Below are 15,888 nucleotides of genomic sequence, written 5' to 3'. Positions count from 1 at the left end.
GGAGTGGGGATGGCGGTTGCCAGCGTCATCATTCCGGCGCACAACGAGGCAGCGGGCATCGGCCGCAACCTCCGTGCTCTCCGTCGGGGCACTCGCGACGAAGACCTCGATGTGGTCGTCGTCTGCAACGGGTGCACCGACCGCACGGCCGAGGTCGCCCGTCACGCAGACCCGCTGGCCAGGGTCATCGAGATCGATCAGCCATCAAAGGCCGAGGCCGTCCGGGTGGGGAACGCCACGTCGGACGTGTTCCCGCGGGTGCACCTCGACGCGGACATCGAGCTGACCGGCAGCGACGTCATGCAGCTGCTCGAGCCGATCATGCGCGACGACGTCCTCGCCACCGCACCCCACCGCGACGTGCCCCGCGCCGGCTGCTCCTGCTGGGTGCGTTGGTACTACGACGTCTGGGAGTCCCTCCCGCAGGTCGAGTCGGGCCTCTTCGGCCGCGGCGTGGTCGTGCTCTCCGAACAGGCGCAGGCCCGCATCACCGCGCTGCCCCGGATGATGAGCGACGACCTCGGCATGTCCGACTCGTTCACCGGTGCCGAGCGCCGCGTCGTCCCGGGGGCCGTCGCCGTGGTCCGCCCGCCGCGCACCCTGGGCGACCTGCTGCGCCGTCGCATCCGGATCGCCACGGGCAACGCCCAGGCCGGCGAGCTCGGCCTGCGGCGTGAGTCCTCGCGCACCACTGCTGCCACCCTCCTGGGCCTCACGGCTCGGCGCCCCGCGCTGGTCCTCCGCCTCCCCGTCTTCCTGGGTGTCCACGCGGCCGCGCGGATCGGTGCTCGACGTGCGCTGCGGTCCGGCGACTTCACCACCTGGCAACGAGACGAAAGCTCACGCTCATGACCACGCTGAACAGCTCGAGGGCCACCCGCGGGACCGGCACCGTCGTTGCCGCAACCGCCACGATCGAGGACGACGCCGAGGTGGGTCCCGGCGCCCAGGTCTGGGACCAGTCAGTCGTCCGTGCCGGAGCCCACGTCGGTGCCGACACCATCGTGGGCCGCAACGTCTACATCGGGCCGGGGGCTCGGCTCGGCGAGCGGTGCAAGGTGCAGAACCAAGCACTGATCTACGAGCCCGCCGTCCTGGAGGACGGCGTCTTCGTCGGTCCGGCTGTAGTGCTCACGAACGACACGTATCCGCGTGCGGTCACACCGGAAGGTCGCCTCAAGGGAGCGCAGGACTGGGAACCCGTCGGGGTCACCGTCCGCGAGGGAGCCTCGATCGGCGCCCGCGCGGTCTGCGTCGCGCCGGTCATCATCGGCCGCTGGGCATCCGTGGGTGCAGGAGCCGTGGTGACGCGCGACGTCCCCGACCACGCACTCGTCGTCGGCGCTCCGGCACGTCGCGTCGGCTGGGTCGGGCGCAGCGGTGTCCCGCTCGTGTCCGACACGCACGACCGATGGATCTGCCCGGCCTCGGGCGAGGTCTACACAGAGCTCGAAGGACGACTGGAGGAAGCTCGATGAGCGACAACCTGGGCATCGCCGTCATCGGCGCCGGCTACTGGGGCCCCAACCTGGTGCGGAACTTCGGCGGGTCGACGGACTGGGACCTGGCGATGGTGTGCGACCTCGACCTCGACCGCGCTCGCAAGGTCGCCGGTCCGCACGTCGCCGTCACCGACAGCCTGCAGCGGGTGCTGGACGACCCGTCCATCGACGCGGTGGCCATCGCGACCCCGGCGCGCACCCACCACGGGCTTGCCCTCGAGGCGCTGCGTGCGGGCAAGCACGTGCTGGTGGAGAAGCCGCTGGCTGACAGCGTGGCGCGTGGACGTGCCATGGTCGAGCTGGCCGAGCAGCAGGGCCTGGTGCTGATGACCGACCACACCTACTGCTACACGCCCGTGGTGCAGAAGATGCGCGACCTCGTGGTCAGCGGGGAGCTCGGCCAGGTGCACTTCATCGACTCGGTGCGGATCAACCTCGGCCTCATCCAGCCGGACATCGACGTCCTGTGGGACCTCGCTCCCCACGACCTCGCGATCCTCGACTTCGTCCTGCCCGGCGGGCTCCCTACGGCCGGCATCGGCGCGACCGGCGCCGACCCCATCGGCGCCGGTCGCGCCTGTGTCGGCCACCTGACCCTCCCGCTGCCCGACGACGGGCTGGCGCACGTTCATGTCAACTGGCTAAGCCCGACGAAGATTCGCCAGATGGTGATCGGTGGCTCTCGCCGCACGCTCGTGTGGGACGACCTCAACCCCCAGCAGCGCCTCAGCGTCTTCGACCGTGGCGTCGACCTGGCTCGTACGTCGGTGGCCGGTTCGGACCGCGCTGCCTCGACGGTTTCCTACCGTCTGGGCGACACCTGGTCGCCTGCCCTGCCCGAGCGAGAGGCGCTGGGCTCGATGGTCACCGAGTTCGCAGCCGCGATCCACGAGGGTCGTCCAGCACTGACCAACGGCCACTCCGGGCTGCGGGTCCTCGAGGTGCTCGAACAGGCGTCCCTGCGGCTCGCCGAGCAGGCGGTGTCGCCGCCCCCGGTGCCGCGGCAGGCCGCGTACGAGCGGGTCCTGGAGGTCAGCCGATGACCACACTGACCGGGTCGACGGTGCTCGTCACCGGCGGCGCCGGCACCATCGGCTCCACGCTCGTCGACCAGCTGCTCGACGCCGGCGTCTCCCGGGTGCGGGTCCTCGACAACATGGTCCGCGGACGCGAGCACAACCTCGAGGACGCCCTCGTGCGTGGGGGCATCGAGCTGGTCCGCGGCGACATCCGTGACCGTGACCTCGTCCACGACCTCACCCGCGGCTGTGACCTGGTCTTCCACCAGGCGGCCATCCGGATCACCCAGTGTGCGGAGGAGCCCCGTCTCGCGCTCGAGGTCCTCGTGGACGGCACCTTCAACGTGATCGAGGCGGCCTCCTCGCGGGGCGTCGACAAGGTGGTCGCCGCCTCGTCCGCGTCCGTCTACGGACTGGCCGAGCAGTTCCCGACGCCGGAGTCGCAGCACCCCTACGACAACGACACCTTCTACGGCGCCGCGAAGACCTTCAACGAAGGCATGTTGCGCAGCTTCCGAGCGATGCACGGCCTGGACTACGTCGCGCTGCGCTACTTCAACGTCTACGGACCGCGGATGGACGTCCACGGGCTCTACACCGAGGTGCTCGTGCGGTGGATGGAGCGGATCGACGACGGTCGGGCGCCGCTCATCTTCGGCGACGGCCTGCAGACCATGGACTTCGTCTTCACCACCGACATCGCGCGGGCCAACGTGCTGGCGGCCTCGTCGACGGTCGTCGAAGGCGTCTACAACGTGGCGCGGGGTGAGGAGACCAGTCTGCTCGCGCTGGCGCAGGCACTGCTGAGGGTGATGGGCTCCGACCTCCCCGTCGAGCACGGTCCGGAGCGGGGTGTCAACGGTGTCGTACGACGCCTCGCCGACATCGGCGCCGCCGAGCGGGACCTCGGTTTCGTCGCCCAGACCGGTCTCGAGGACGGGCTCCGCGCCCTCGTGGAGTGGTGGCGTCCGCAGCGCGAGGAGATCGCCGCAGGACGTCTCGTGACGGCGGTCGCGAGATGAGCCTCGACCAGCAGCTGACGCGCATCAACGTGATGCAGCCGTGGCTCGGCGAGGAGGAGGTGGCCGCCGTCGCGGAGGTCATCCGCTCCGGCTGGGTCGCGCAGGGGCCGCGGGTGGCGGCGTTCGAGGACGCCTTCGCCCGATCGCAGCAGGCCACGCACGCAGTGGCGGTCAGCAACTGCACCACTGCGTTGCACCTCGCGCTCGTCGTCGCCGGGATCGGCCCCGACGACGAGGTGGTCGTCCCGTCCTTCTCCTTCGTGGCCACCGCCAACGCACCGACCTACGTCGGCGCCACGCCCGTCTTCGCCGATGTGGACGCCCACACAGGCAACCTCACCCCCGCCACGATCGCCACGGTGGTCACCGCGCGGACCCGCGCGGTGATCGCCGTGGACCAGGGCGGGGTGCCTCTCGACCTGCGAGCCGTCCGCAGCTGGTGCGACCCGCGCGGCATCACCGTCATCGAGGATGCCGCATGCGCGGCGGGCTCCACCGCGCACGGACGTCCCGTAGGTGCGGGTGCCGAGATCGCCGCCTGGTCGTTCCACCCCCGCAAGCTGCTCACCACGGGGGAGGGGGGCATGCTCACCACGTCGCGGGACGACTGGGCGGAGCGCGCCCGGCGGCTGCGGGAGCATGCGATGTCCGTCTCGGCCGCGGACCGGCACGCCAGTGTGCTGGCGCCGCCGGAGTCCTATGCCGAGGTCGGCTTCAACTTCAGGATGACCGACCTGCAGGCCGCGGTCGGCCTCGTCCAGCTCGGCCGCCTCCCGGCGATGGTCGCCCGGCGCCGCGAGGTCGCTGCGACGTACGCAGCGGTGGTCGCCGACCTGCCGGGACTGCGTATCGTCGCCGACCCCGCCTGGGGCACCACCAACTTCCAGTCGTGCTGGGTTGAGGTCCTGGACGAGCACCCGCTGGACCGCGAGGAGCTGATGGTCCACCTGGCGGAGGCCGGCATCTCCGCGCGCCGCGGCATCATGGCGGCCCACCGACAGCCCGCCCACTCCCACCGGTCCCATGCGCCGCTGCCGGTCACCGAGCGGTTGAACGACCGCACGTTGATCCTGCCCCTCTTCCACCAGATGACCGACGGTGAGCAGGCGCGCGTGTGCGACGCGCTCACCACGGCGTGGCGACCGTGAGCGGGCTGCTGCTCGTCGGCGCGAGCGGCCTGGCCAGGGAGGTCACGGCCGTGGCCGTGCTGCTGCACGACCCGGGTCCGGTCAGCGTCGTCGACGACAACCCCGCCACGTGGGGCACGCTGCACGGGCTCACCCCGGTCCTCGGGTCGGTCGACCTCGTCCCGGACGTGGTCGACCACGACGTGGTGCTGACGCTCGGCAAAGGACGCGTGCGGCGCCGGGTTGCCGTGCGACTCGACATGTTCGGGCTGGCGCCGGAGCGCTACACCTCGCTCGTCCACCCCCGCGTCGTGCTGCCGGGCAGCTGCTCGATCGGGGTCGGCTCGATCGCCCTCGACGGAGTGGTGCTGACCGCCGACGTCGAGGTCGGCCGCCACGTGGTGCTGATGCCCCACACAACGCTGACCCACGGCTGCCGGGTCCACGACTTCGCGACGCTCTGCGCCGGCGTCTCGCTCGGGGGTGGCGTCGAGGTCGGTGAGGCCGCCTACGTGGGCATGAACGCCGCCATCCGCGAGGGCGTACGCATCGGTGCCGACGCCACCATCGGGATGGGCGCCGTCGTCCTCCACGACGTCCCCGCAGGAGAGACCTGGGTGGGCGTTCCTGCCCGACCCGTCCGGACAGGAGTCACCGCATGAGCACCAGCACCACCCCACCCCAGGTCCCCTTCGTCGACCTCGCTTCGCAACACGCGGAGATCGCCGACGAGATCGAGGCAGGGATCGCCGCGGTCTTCGCCACCACCGCGTTCGTCGACGGCCCCCCGGTCGCCGCCTTCGAGCAGCAGTACGCCGACTTCGTCGGGGTCGACCACTGCGTCGGGGTCGCCAACGGCACCGACGCCATCGAGCTGGCGTTGCGCGCCGCCGGCGTCCGTCCGGGCGGCGAGGTCATCGTCCCGGCCAACACGTTCATCGCGACGGCGGAGGCGGCCTCGCGCATCGGTGCCGTGCCGGTGCCGGTCGATGTGGACGACGAACGCCTGTTGATCGACCCCACGCAGGTCGAGGCCGCGATCAATGACCGGACCCAGGCCGTGGCCGCCGTCCACCTGTTCGGCCAGCTCGCCCCGATGCAACGACTCGCCGCCATCTGCCGCGACGCCGGCGTCGCCCTGGTCGAGGACGCCGCCCAGTCCCAGGGCGCGCGCACCGGGGGCCTCGGGGCCGGGGCGATCGGCACCGTCGGTGCCACGAGCTTCTACCCCGGCAAGAACCTCGGTGCGGCCGGCGACGCGGGCGCCGTGACCACCAACGACGCGACCATCGCGGCCGAGATCCGTCGGCTGCGCAGCCACGGCTCGTCCGTGCGCTACGTCCACGACGTGGTCGGGATGAACTCCCGCCTCGACACCATCCAGGCCGTCTACCTCCGGGCCAAGCTCGACCGCTTGGAGAAGTGGAACGAGCTCCGCGTGCGTGCGGCTGCCCGGTATGACCGCCTCCTCGCCGGCGTGGAGGGCGTACGCCGCCCGCTGCTCGGCGTGGAGGGGCAGCACGTGTGGCACCTCTACGTCGTCCGCGTCGCCGAGCGGGACCGCGTCCTGGCCGAGCTCGGCCGGGCGGGGATCGGTGCGGGCATCCACTACCCCTACCCGGTGCACCTGACCGGCGCCTACGCGGACCTGGGGATGGGTCGCGGGACGGCTCCCGTGGCCGAGGCCGCAGCCGGGGAGATCCTCTCACTCCCGATGCACCCCCACCTCACCGAGGCCATGCAGGACCGTGTCGTCGAGGTGCTGGCAAGCGCGGTCGAGGGCACCGAGTACAACGTGGAGAGGGGGCAGGAGTGACCACCCTGCTCGTCGCCAACGACGGCGGCCACCTGATGCAGCTGCACACGCTGCGTCCGCGCCTCGGCGTGGGCGAGGACGTCGTGTGGGTCACCGTCCGGACGCCGCAGTCGGAGTCGATGCTCATCGGCGAGAGGGTGCACTGGATGGCACCGTGCCCGCCCCGCGACACCGCCGCGGTGGCGCGCAACGCCGTCACCGCCCGGCGGCTCTTCGGCGAGCACGACGTGCATCTCGTGGTCAGCACCGGCGCCGCGCTGGCGCTCGCGGTGCTGCCCCAGGCGCGGCTGCGCGGGATCGAGACGGTCTACATCGAGAGCGCGACCCGTCGCGACCAGCCGTCCCTGTCGGGACGGATCATGGCGGCGATGCCGGGCATCACCACCTTCAGCCAGTCGAGCGACCTGGCCCGAGGCGGGTGGACCTACCTCGCCTCGCCCTGGGACCTGTACGACGTCACCCCGACGGCCCCGCGGCCGGTCCGGTCGATGGTGGTCAGCCTCGGCACGCAGTCCGACTACGGCTTCCGGCGGCTCCTCGAGCGTCTGGTCCCCTTGGTGCCGCAGGACGCCGAGGTGCTCTGGCAGACCGGGGGCACCGACACGGCCGGCCTCGGCATCGAGGGCAGGGAACGGGTGCCCGCCGAGGAGATGCGGACGTCGATCCGCGACTCCGACGTCGTTGTCGCGCACGCCGGCACCGGCATCGCGTTGATGGCGCTGGAGAACGGCAAGTTCCCGATCCTGGTGCCGCGACGGGCCAAGCACGGCGAGCACGTCGACGACCACCAGCTGACCATCGCGCTCGACCTGGCGCTGCGCGACCTCTGCATCTCGCGCGACGCCGATAGCCTCAAGCAGCGCGACCTCGTGGCCGCCGCGAGCCGTACGGTCACCAAGGTCTCCGACCCGCCGCCGCTCCACATCAGCGGGTTGCGGATCCCGCGCCAGCGCGCGCGACACGCCCCGGGTGGGGCGGCTGCTGGCGTCGCGTCCGTGGCCAAGCTCTGAGGCCCGCACGAGCGCGCACTCAAATTGGGGATATCAGGTCCATCGCTGCCCACTGGGGACGCCGCGTCAAGAAGATCAGCATCGGGTGCCCTGGGAGGGCGCCATGAAGGGTTGGGAAGACATGGTGGTTGCGGGCGATCGCAAGCGGGGTCTCGGGCGTGCGTGGATGTTGAAGCTCGTGGTGCTCGCGCTCGTCGCAGCACTCAACGCGCTGGTGGGTCCCGTGGCGCTGGGCGGTCCCACCTCCGCCACCGCAGCCGATCCCTGCGCCCCCGGCGGCAACAAGATCGCGTGCGAGAACTCCAAGCCCGGCACGGACCCCGCCGTGTGGGACGCGATCTGGGGTGCCGGCGACGAGTCCATCCAGGGCTTCTCCACCGATATCTCGGTCAACGTCGGCCAGCGGGTCGACTTCAAGATCGACACCGACGCGTCGGCGTACACGATCGACATCTACCGCATCGGCTACTACCAGGGCGACGGCGCTCGCAAGATCACCTCGATCGCCCCCTCCGCCTCGCTCCCGCAGAACCAGCCCAACTGCATTAACGACGTGACGACCGAGACGCTCGACTGCGGCAACTGGGCCGTCTCGGCCTCCTGGAACGTGCCGTCAACCGCCGTGTCGGGCGTCTACCTCGCCCACCTCAAGCGCAGCAACGGCGACGCCAGCCACATCACCTTCGTCGTGCGTGACGACGCGAGCACCTCCGACGTGGTGTTCCAGACGTCTGACCCCACCTGGGTCGCCTACAACACCTACGGCGGCTCGAACTTCTACTGGGGCGGCGCGAACGGTCGCGCGTACAAGGTGTCCTACAACCGCCCGATGCTCACGCGCGGCGGCGTCGGGGGGCGCGACTTCTTCTTCTCCAACGAGTACCCGATGGTGCGCTTCCTCGAGCGCAACGGCTACGACGTCTCCTACCTGGCGGGCGTCGACACAGACCGCCGCGGACACCTGATCAAGAATCACAAGGTCTTCCTCTCGGTGGGCCACGACGAGTACTGGAGCGGCGCTCAGCGGGCCAACGTCGAGGCTGCCCGTGACGCCGGGGTGAACCTGCAATTCCTCAGTGGCAACGAGGTCTACTGGCGCACGCGGTACGAGCCGTCGCTCGACGCCAGCCGCACTGCGTACCGGACCCTGGTCAGCTACAAGGAGACCTGGGACCGGAGGAAGTCCGACCCGACCTCGGAGTGGACCGGCACGTGGCGCGACCCGCGCTTCGCGCCACCTTCCCAGGGTGGTGGCCGCCCGGAGAACGGGCTGACCGGAACGATGTACCAGGCCAACTACAGCGACCTCCCCGTCACGGTGAGCGCCGAGGAGGGCAAGTACCGCCTGTGGCGCCACACCTCGCTGGCGAGCCTGTCCGCAGGCCAGAAGCAGGAGCTGGCACCGCACACCGTGGGATACGAGTCCAACGAGGACATCGACAATGGGCACAGACCGGCGGGCCTCGTGCGCCTGTCGACCACGGTGGGCCCGACCCCGGAGTACCTGCGGGACTACGGCAACAAGGTCACGCCCGGCACGACGACGCACAACGTCACCCTCTACCGGGCACCGAGCGGTGCCCTGGTGTTCAGCGCCGGGTCGGTGCAATGGACGTGGGGCCTGGACGCGGAGCACGACACGCCGTACGTCGCCGAACCTGCCGACATCCGGATGCAGCAGGCGCAGGTCAACCTCCTCGCCGACATGGACGCCCAGCCGAGCACCTTGATGGCGGGTCTGGTCGCGGCCACCAAGTCGGCGGACACCACCGGGCCCTCGGTGACCATCGCGTCACCCAGCGCCGCCGCAACGATCGCCAACGGGTCGCAGCGCACCGTCACCGGCACGGCGACGGACACCGGCGGCGGCCGTGTCGCGGGTGTCGAGGTGTCGACCAACGGCGGTGACACGTGGCACCGCGCGACGGGAACGACCTCGTGGACCTACACATACGCGCAGAAGGGCATGGGCGGCGTGGACCTGCGCGTGCGCGCCACCGACGACAGCGCCAATATCGGGTCGGTGGCCACCCGCACGGTCACGGTCACGTGCCCGTGCTCGATCTTCGGCGCGGAGGTCCCTCCGGTCCCGGCCACCGATGACGGGGGTGCCGTCGAGCTCGGCCTGCGGTTCTCCCCGACCGCCAACGGCTACATCTCCGGCGTCCGCTTCTACAAGGGTACCGGCAACGGTGGCACGCACCAGGGCTCGTTGTGGAGCTCGAGCGGTGAGCTTTTGACCACCGGCACCTTCACCGACGAGAGCGCGACCGGATGGCAGACGCTGAGCTTCACGTCCGCCGTCCCGGTGAGCGCCGACCAGACCTACGTCTCGTCCTACACCGCGCCCCAGGGCCGCTACTCGCTCGAGTCCGACGCGTTCTGGAGCGCACCCCGATCTGCTCCCCCTCTCACGGTAGCCGGGGGGTTCGGGGCCGCGCCGGCCGGCGTGTTCGGGTCGCCCGGACGGTTCCCCGCAGGGAGTCACGAGAGCAGCAACTACTACGTGGACGTGCTCTTCACGACCGTGGACACCTCGCCGCTGGTGGCGACGAGCCAGTGGCCCCTCGCCGGGTCGAGCAGCGTGCCCAGCAGTACCGCCGTCAAGGCGACCTTCTCCAAGCCGGTCACGGCCGGCTCGGCGTCGCTGGTGCTCAAGGACGCCCTCGGCCAGACCGTCGCGGGCTCCACGTCGTACGACGCGACCACCCGCACAGTGACCTTCACGCCCACCGCACCCCTCGCGGGGTTCGTCGACCACACGGCGACGATCTCGGCCACCGACAGCCTCGGGCAGCAGGTGAGCACGGGCAAGACCTGGTCATTCCGGACCGCGAAGCCCGCAGCGGCGCCCGGCGTCTGCCCGTGCACGCTCTACGACGACGCCACGCAGCCCACCCTCCTCGAGGACGCCGACCGGTCACCGGTGACGCTCGGCACCCGGTTCAGTGCGACTGTCGACGGAACCGTGACCGCGATCCGGTTCTACAAGGGCCCTTCCAACACCGGCACCCACACCGGCACGCTGTGGTCTGCGAACGGCACCCAGCTCGCCACCGGCACCTTCAGCGGCGAGACCACGGCAGGCTGGCAGACCCTGGTCTTCGACCAGCCCGTGCCCATCACCCGCAACACGGAGTACGTCGCCTCCTACCGCGCGCCGGGCGGACGCTACTCCGCGACCCCTGGTGGCTTCAGCGGGATGTCACGCGCGCCGCTGGTGGTGGAGAGCAGCTCGGGCGCCTACACCTACGGATCCGGCTACCCCTCGTCCAGCTCGTCGACCAGCTACCTAGTCGACGTCGTCTTCGAGCGGGCACCGGCCCCGCTGACCGTGGTCGGGCAGTCACCCGCTTCCGGAGCAACGATGGTGCGTCGTGCCAGTTCGGTCGTCCTCGAGGTCAGCACGCCGCTGGCCTCCGGCTGGGGCATGTCGGTGACGTCGAGCGGGACGACCGTGCCCGGCAGCACCGCGTTGAGCGACGACGGCACGCGGCTGACGTTCACCCCTTCCGGCCTGCTCCCGGACGGCGCCGTCGTCACCGTCAACGTCACCGGGCTCCGCTCGACCGAGGGCATCACCCTGGCGAACCAGGCATGGAGCTTCACCACCCGCTCCGGCGAGCCGCCAGCCGAGCAGACGCTCTTCAGCAGCCAGCAGCCCGCGCAGGCGGCGGCCGACGACAGCTCGCCGGTGGAGGTCGGGGTGTCGTTCGTGCCCTCGAAGGCCGGGCAGGTCACTGGGATCCGCTTCTTCAAGGGTCCCGGCAACACGGGGACGCACAAGGGGTCGCTGTGGTCCGCGACCGGCACCAAGCTGGCCGGGGTGACCTTCGTAGGCGAGACCGCCTCCGGATGGCAGACCGCGATGCTGGCATCACCGGTCCAGCTCGCCGCCGGCACGACGTACGTCGTGTCCTACCACGCCCCCAACGGCCACTACGCGACTTCGGGCGGGTTCTTCGCCAACGCCTTCACCAGCGGTGACCTGACTGCCCCCGCCGGCACGAACGGCAGGTACCTCTACGGCGGCGGAGGCTTCCCGACGTACTCCTGGAACGCGACGAACTACTGGGTCGACGTCGTCTTCGAGAAGGACCCGAGCGCCGTGACGGTCGCGTCGCGTACGCCGGGGGCGGACGCCACCGGCGTAGCGACCGACGTGACGCCGAGGATGACCTTCTCCGACGCCATCCAGGCCTCGGGCTGGTCGATGACGATGCGTCGAGGCACCACCACGGTGCTGGGATCGGCGGCGCTGTCGTCCGACGGGAAGCAGCTGACGTTCAGGCCGTCCGCCGCGCTGGCGGCCAGCACCACCTACACCGTCGAGGTGACCGAGGTGAGGTCGACCGACGGGATCGCCCTGTCCTCGCAGTCGTGGTCCTTCACGACGGCGGCCGTCACAGCGCCGATCTCGCGGTTGCTCGACGGCGAGACGCCCGCGATCCACGCCCAAGACTCCGACCCGATCGAGCTCGGCATGGCCTTCACCCCCTCGACCGCCGGGGTGGTGACCGGCGTGCGCTTCTGGAAGGGCACCGGCAACACGGGCACCCACACGGGGTCGCTGTGGAGCAGTGACGGCACCCGGGTGGGGACGGTCACGTTCACCGACGAGACCACCGACGGTTGGCAGGCAGCCGACTTCTCCAGCCCCGTCCCCGTCGCCGCGGGCCAGACCTACGTCGTTTCCTACTACTCGCCCACCGGACGGTTCTCGGCGACGGGCGCCTACTTCGCGAGCCTGCGGACGGTGGGGCCGCTCACGGCCCCGGCGGGCAACAACGGCCTCTACCGCTACGGCGCGGGAGGCGGGTTCCCGACCGGCTCGTGGAACTCCACGAACTACTTCGTGGACGTGCTGTTCCGGGCTGGCGGCTGAGGGCCCACCCAATTTGGGGATATGCGAGGCAACCGGGCGCAGGAGTGGCACGGGCGCGACGACGATGGCGGCGGCGAGGGGTCCATGCCCTCGCCCAGGGGACAGCACACAGGGGACAAGGGGAGGGCGAAGCCATGCGGTTGCACAGGCCCACGCCGTTCTACGGCGCGCCGCGCGTGTCGGTCGTCATCCCCTGCTACCGCTACGGCGGCTACCTCCCGGACGCCGTCGCCAGCGTGCTCGACCAGGACGGCCTTGACGTCGACGTGCTGGTCGTCGACGACGCGTCGCCCGACGACAGTGCCGAGGTCGCCCGCAGGCTCGCAGCCACGGATCCCCGGGTCTCGGTGCTGGTGCACGAGCGCAACGCCGGGCACATCCAGACCTACAACGACGGTCTGTCCCGGGCGACCGGTGACTACGTGGTGCTGCTGTCGGCCGACGACCTGCTCCCGCGCAACTCGCTGACTCGCGCAGTCGCCCTGATGGAGGCGCACCCCCGCGTCGGGCTCGTCTACGGGTACGCCCGCTCGTTCACCGACGAGCCCGAGGCCGTGCCCGACACGACGCGGAGCTGGACGGTGTGGCAGGGGCACGACTGGCTGCGCCGCACCGCGCGGTCCGGCCGGTGCTTCCTGGCCAGCCCGGAGGCCGTCATGCGCCGCGAGGCGCTCGCAGAGACCGACCTCTACGACCCTCGGCTCCCGCACTCCGGTGACTTCGACATGTGGATGCGCACCGCAGCGCGCTGGGACGTGGGCCGGGTCAACGGGCCGATCCAGGCGCACTACCGTGTCCACGCCGCCAACATGCACCTCACTTCGTACGCGGGATGGCTCACCGACCTCGAGGCGAGGCGGCTCACCTTCGACATCCTCTTCGAGGAGCGGGCGCCCGACGTCCCGGCCGTGACGGCGCTGAGCCCCGTCGCCCACCGTGCGCTCGCGCGCGAGGCCCTGCGCCGGGCCAGACACGCCGCCCGCGAGCAGGGCTCCGCGGACGCGGCCGAGGCCTACGTGGGTTTCGCTCGTGAGACCTGGCAGGCGATCACCTCGACGGCTGGGTGGCACGCCACCCGCCTCACGCTCACCGGCGGCAACCACGCGCGCGCCGCCGCCGCCCGACGGCAGGCCACGCGCGTCCACGACCACCTGGCGTGGCGACGCGAGCGGCGGTGGGGAGTGTGAGCCTCGCGGAGGGTGGGACGGGCACGGCGACGCAGGCCGACAAGGCGCAGCAGGTCGCCAGGGGCCTGGGGTGGAGCCTGGTCAGCAGCATCGCGCTCCGCATGGGCAACCTGCTGCTGAGCATCGTCATCGCCCGCCTGGTGGCCCCTGAGGCCTACGGCGTGTTTGCGGTGTCGCTCACCGTGTGGACCGTGTTGAGCGCGCTGTCCGAGTTCGGTCTGGGTGCTGACCTGGTCCGGGCCCGTGACCCCGAGCGTCGGGCGCCGACCGTGGCGACCCTCGGCGGCGTGATCGGCCTGGTCGCGGCGCTGGCGATGGCCTTCGGAGCGAGCCCGATCGCGGCTGCCTTCCGCAGTCCTGAGTCTGACGAGGTCCTCGTCGTGATGGCGCTCGCGCCTGCCCTGTTCGGCCTCACCATAGTTCCGGCGGCGTTGCTGCAGCGGGCCTACCGGCAGCGCGCGTTGTTCGCGGTGAACGGTGCAGGGCTCCTCGTCTCGGCGACCACGATCATCGCCCTGACGCTCGCCGACGTCGGTCCGGTCGCCCTGGCGTGGGGCCAGGTCGCCAGCCAGGCGGTGGTGCTCCTCGGGCTGCACGTCGCCTGTCGGTGGCGTCCCCGTTTCGGGTTCGACAGCGCCATCGCGCGGGAGTCGTTGGCATTCTCTGCCCCGCTCGCGGTCGCCAACCTCGTGTCGTGGTTGTTGATCACGCTCGACAACCTCATCGTGTCGCGCGAGCTCTCACCGGTCGCCCTGGGTGTCTACGTGCTGGCCTTCAACGTCTCGTCGTGGCCGATGTCGGCCGTGGGCCAGGCCGTCCGGGTGGTGGCACTGCCGGCCTTCTCGGACACCGAGTCGGTCCGGCAGCGCAACGACGGCCTGGTCCGCTGCATGGGGCCGGTCGTGCTGGTCGCCGCTTTCATGGGACTGGGGCTCGCGACGCTCGCCGAACCGGTCGTGGCCGTCCTCTTCGGGGACCGCTGGAGCGCGGCCGCGACCGCGCTGACCGGACTCGCGGTCTTCGGTGCCACCCGGGTGGTGCTCGACCTGTTTGCGACCTTCCTCATCGCGGCCGGTGCGACCAGGCAGGTCCTCGTCGTGCAGGTCGTGTGGCTCGCGGCGATGGTGCCGTCGATGGTGCTCGCCGTGCGGCAGTGGGGACTCGTGGGTGCGGGGTGGGCCCACGTTGCGGTGACGGTCCTCGTGGTGCTCCCGGCCTACGGCCACTACCTGCACAAGGCGGGGGTCGACGTCGTCCGCCTCGCCCGGGGGAGCGCCGTCCCGCTGCTCGCCTGCATCCCGGCCACTGCGGCGTGCTGGTGGATCGGCTCCTCCGCCCTACCGGCACCGGCGGCCCTGCTGCTCGGCAGCGCAGCCGCACTGCTCCTGTACCTGGCTCCCCTTGCCCCGTGGTGCCGGAAGCGCCTGGGCGAGCTGCGCAACCTGCCCGCTGTTGTCTACCACGTTGAGGGAGTGACCGACCGTGTACCTCGTTGATGCTCTGACCGTCCTCGTGCGGCGGTGGTACATCGTGCTCGCCGGCGTCCTGGTCCTGGCCGGAGGTGCGGCGGTGGTGGTGAAGTACGTCCCGACCACCTACCAGGCCTCGGGGCAGATGGTGCTGCTCCTCCCGCCGGGCGCCTCGGGTACGGGAAGGCCCGTCAGCCCCTGGCTCAACCTCCAGACCGGTCTCACCACTGCGGCGTCGCTGGTCTCGGGCTCCGCCTCGACCAAGGACGTCGAGGAGGCGATGAAGGACCAGGGCCACGACGCGGAATACGCCATCGCCGTGGTGCCGGGCGCTGGTCCGGTCATCAGCATCACGGCCAAGGACAGCGACCCGGCTCTCGCGACCGCCACACGGGACGCCCTGATGGCCTGGGTGGACCGTGAGCTGCAGCGGATCCAGGTCGAGGTCGACGTCCCTCAGGCGCAATACATCAGCGCCACCAGGTCCAGCGTCAGCAGCACGGCCGAGGCCCTGCCCGGCAGCAAGCTGCGTGCGCTGGCGGCGCTCGGCGCCGTGGTGGGCCTGCTGACCCTGGCGCTCACCTTCGGCATCGACCGGCTGCTGTCACGGCGCCCGGCGCGGCGTGCGCCCCGTCCGGACGTCGACACGGAAGACGACACCGGCCAGGATGTGACCGACGGGTCGATGCCGGATCCGGGGACCGGCGACGACGCGCCGGACAGCGTGGGTCGGGACGGTCTGGTGCTCCGGTTCCACTCCAAGCGGCCGACTCCCGCCGAGCAGCGCGAGCCGGCCGGCGCCCAGACCAGCCTCAACGGGACGCCACGGCTTGGGTCAGACGGGTGAAGGT

Annotated in this window: 12 protein-coding genes; all 12 read left to right on the top strand. The window is 71.2% G+C overall.

Annotated features, from left to right (window positions below; translation table 11 throughout):
• The first annotated feature begins 9 nt into the window (after window positions 1-9).
• Complete coding sequence (locus CFI00_RS19295; RefSeq protein ID WP_207082594.1) at window positions 10-852, top strand: glycosyltransferase; 843 nt, start codon at window positions 10-12, stop codon at window positions 850-852.
• A complete protein-coding gene (locus CFI00_RS19290) occupies window positions 849-1,478 on the top strand; it encodes an acyltransferase (RefSeq protein ID WP_207082593.1) in 630 nt (209 codons plus the stop codon). The genes CFI00_RS19295 and CFI00_RS19290 overlap by 4 nt, the downstream gene beginning before the upstream one ends.
• Entirely contained in the window at window positions 1,475-2,545 is a 1,071-nt protein-coding gene (locus CFI00_RS19285) for a Gfo/Idh/MocA family oxidoreductase (RefSeq protein WP_207082592.1), read from the top strand. Before CFI00_RS19290 ends, CFI00_RS19285 begins: the two co-directional genes overlap by 4 nt.
• The gene (locus CFI00_RS19280) at window positions 2,542-3,543 is read left to right on the top strand and encodes an NAD-dependent epimerase/dehydratase family protein (RefSeq protein ID WP_207082591.1); all 1,002 of its coding nucleotides are present in this window, start codon (window positions 2,542-2,544) and stop codon (window positions 3,541-3,543) included. The genes CFI00_RS19285 and CFI00_RS19280 overlap by 4 nt, the downstream gene beginning before the upstream one ends.
• Window positions 3,540-4,691: a DegT/DnrJ/EryC1/StrS family aminotransferase gene (locus tag CFI00_RS19275; RefSeq protein ID WP_242532512.1), complete on the top strand. Its 1,152-nt coding sequence runs from the start codon at window positions 3,540-3,542 to the stop codon at window positions 4,689-4,691. Before CFI00_RS19280 ends, CFI00_RS19275 begins: the two co-directional genes overlap by 4 nt.
• Entirely contained in the window at window positions 4,679-5,332 is a 654-nt protein-coding gene (locus CFI00_RS19270) for a NeuD/PglB/VioB family sugar acetyltransferase (protein WP_242532511.1), read from the top strand. The genes CFI00_RS19275 and CFI00_RS19270 overlap by 13 nt, the downstream gene beginning before the upstream one ends.
• Complete coding sequence (locus CFI00_RS19265) at window positions 5,329-6,486, top strand: DegT/DnrJ/EryC1/StrS family aminotransferase (protein WP_207082590.1); 1,158 nt, start codon at window positions 5,329-5,331, stop codon at window positions 6,484-6,486. The genes CFI00_RS19270 and CFI00_RS19265 overlap by 4 nt, the downstream gene beginning before the upstream one ends.
• Window positions 6,483-7,496: a glycosyltransferase gene (locus CFI00_RS19260; RefSeq protein ID WP_207082589.1), complete on the top strand. Its 1,014-nt coding sequence runs from the start codon at window positions 6,483-6,485 to the stop codon at window positions 7,494-7,496. The genes CFI00_RS19265 and CFI00_RS19260 overlap by 4 nt, the downstream gene beginning before the upstream one ends.
• Before the next feature lie 103 nt (window positions 7,497-7,599).
• The gene (locus CFI00_RS19255; protein ID WP_242532510.1) at window positions 7,600-12,381 is read left to right on the top strand and encodes a DUF4082 domain-containing protein; all 4,782 of its coding nucleotides are present in this window, start codon (window positions 7,600-7,602) and stop codon (window positions 12,379-12,381) included.
• Window positions 12,382-12,515: 134 nt separating this feature from the next.
• The gene (locus CFI00_RS19250; RefSeq protein ID WP_207082588.1) at window positions 12,516-13,568 is read left to right on the top strand and encodes a glycosyltransferase; all 1,053 of its coding nucleotides are present in this window, start codon (window positions 12,516-12,518) and stop codon (window positions 13,566-13,568) included.
• Window positions 13,565-15,064, top strand: coding sequence for an oligosaccharide flippase family protein (locus tag CFI00_RS19245; RefSeq protein ID WP_207082587.1), 1,500 nt, complete (start codon window positions 13,565-13,567; stop codon window positions 15,062-15,064). Before CFI00_RS19250 ends, CFI00_RS19245 begins: the two co-directional genes overlap by 4 nt.
• Window positions 15,051-15,884, top strand: a complete 834-nt coding sequence (locus CFI00_RS19240; protein ID WP_207082586.1) for a hypothetical protein — start codon at window positions 15,051-15,053, stop codon at window positions 15,882-15,884. The genes CFI00_RS19245 and CFI00_RS19240 overlap by 14 nt, the downstream gene beginning before the upstream one ends.
• The last annotated feature ends 4 nt before the right edge of the window (window positions 15,885-15,888 follow it).

The sequence above is a fragment of the Nocardioides sp. S5 genome (assembly GCF_017310035.1).
GTDB lineage: Bacteria > Actinomycetota > Actinomycetes > Propionibacteriales > Nocardioidaceae > Nocardioides.
Note: the sequence above shows the minus strand (reverse complement) of the source record. Positions and strands in the feature narration are given on the sequence as shown.

What these genes read in the sequence shown, in the direction of transcription:
- CFI00_RS19295 (WP_207082594.1), top strand. Translation starts at nt 10, where the DNA reads ATGGCGGTTGCCAGCGTCATCATTCCGGCGCACAACGAGGCAGCGGGC.
- CFI00_RS19290 (WP_207082593.1), top strand. Translation starts at nt 849, where the DNA reads ATGACCACGCTGAACAGCTCGAGGGCCACCCGCGGGACCGGCACCGTC.
- CFI00_RS19285 (WP_207082592.1), top strand. Translation starts at nt 1,475, where the DNA reads ATGAGCGACAACCTGGGCATCGCCGTCATCGGCGCCGGCTACTGGGGC.
- CFI00_RS19280 (WP_207082591.1), top strand. Translation starts at nt 2,542, where the DNA reads ATGACCACACTGACCGGGTCGACGGTGCTCGTCACCGGCGGCGCCGGC.
- CFI00_RS19275 (WP_242532512.1), top strand. Translation starts at nt 3,540, where the DNA reads ATGAGCCTCGACCAGCAGCTGACGCGCATCAACGTGATGCAGCCGTGG.
- CFI00_RS19265 (WP_207082590.1), top strand. Translation starts at nt 5,329, where the DNA reads ATGAGCACCAGCACCACCCCACCCCAGGTCCCCTTCGTCGACCTCGCT.
- CFI00_RS19255 (WP_242532510.1), top strand. Translation starts at nt 7,600, where the DNA reads ATGAAGGGTTGGGAAGACATGGTGGTTGCGGGCGATCGCAAGCGGGGT.
- CFI00_RS19250 (WP_207082588.1), top strand. Translation starts at nt 12,516, where the DNA reads ATGCGGTTGCACAGGCCCACGCCGTTCTACGGCGCGCCGCGCGTGTCG.